Here is an 893-nt window from a genome sequence, read left to right as displayed (position 1 = left end):
CCACAATGGACGCGGCCCATTTCTTCGCTCATAACCATGCCGTAGGAGTAGTCTAGCCCCATGCCGCCAAACTCTTCCGGCTTGGTGACCCCGAGCAGACCCAGATCGCCCATTTTCTTGAACACTTCGTGAATGGGGAAACGGCCAGCGTCTTCCCATTCACGCACATGGGGGTTCAGTTCCTTGTCGACAAAATTACGGACGGTACGGCGAAGTTCTTCGTGTTCCTGAGTGAATTGCATGGGAGGCTCCCTGTGTTTGTTTGGCTCGGTTTATCGAGCGCTGCTATGTCTGTATTTGTCAGTTATTCAGGTGTTTGAGTTGAAAGTTGATAGTGGACAGTTGACAGCTAAACCCCAGTTCGGAGGCGCTGTGCTGTCCGTTGTTTCGCTGTCAACTTTTAATTGGCCACTGTCAATTACGTTTAAAGTCTCGCCACCCCGAATGAATTCGGGTGTAGCTGGCGTTGTTCTGCGTCATCGCAGATATCCAGGGCGTAGGCCACCACCTGGCGTGTGTCGCGGGGGTCGATAATGCCGTCGTCCCACAAGCGCGCCGTGCCGTAGAGTGCTGTGGACTGGCTGTCGAGTTTCTGGGCGGTGGTCTGTTGCAGCATGTCGAGCACTTTGGGGTCCGGTTCGATACCGTTGGCCCGCTGTTTTCCCTCGGCCACGATGCGCAGCACCATGCCGGCCTGCTGGCCACCCATGACGGCGACTTTGGAATTGGGCCAGGNAAAGATGAAGCGCGGGTCCAGGCCGCGCCCGCACATGGCGTAATTACCGGCGCCGTAGGAGCCGCCCACCACGATGGAGATTTTGGGCACCCGCGCGTTGGCTACCGCCTGCAGCATTTTCGAGCCGTTCTTGATGACGCCGTTCTGTTCTGCGTCG

2 protein-coding genes are annotated in these 893 nt (G+C 57.1%); both read right to left on the bottom strand.

The window, feature by feature from the left end:
• On the bottom strand, positions 1 to 242 hold a 242-nt coding region (locus A3754_RS03965), incomplete at its 3' end, for an acyl-CoA dehydrogenase family protein (protein ID WP_197468436.1).
• A gap of 182 nt (positions 243 to 424) precedes the next feature.
• A partial coding sequence (locus A3754_RS03960; RefSeq protein WP_304439801.1) for a carboxyl transferase domain-containing protein occupies positions 425 to 893 on the bottom strand: 469 nt, incomplete at its 5' end.

The sequence above is a fragment of the Alcanivorax sp. HI0083 genome (genome assembly GCF_001635175.1).
The sequence above is the reverse complement of the archived record's forward strand: the minus strand, read 5'-3'. Positions and strand labels throughout refer to the sequence as shown.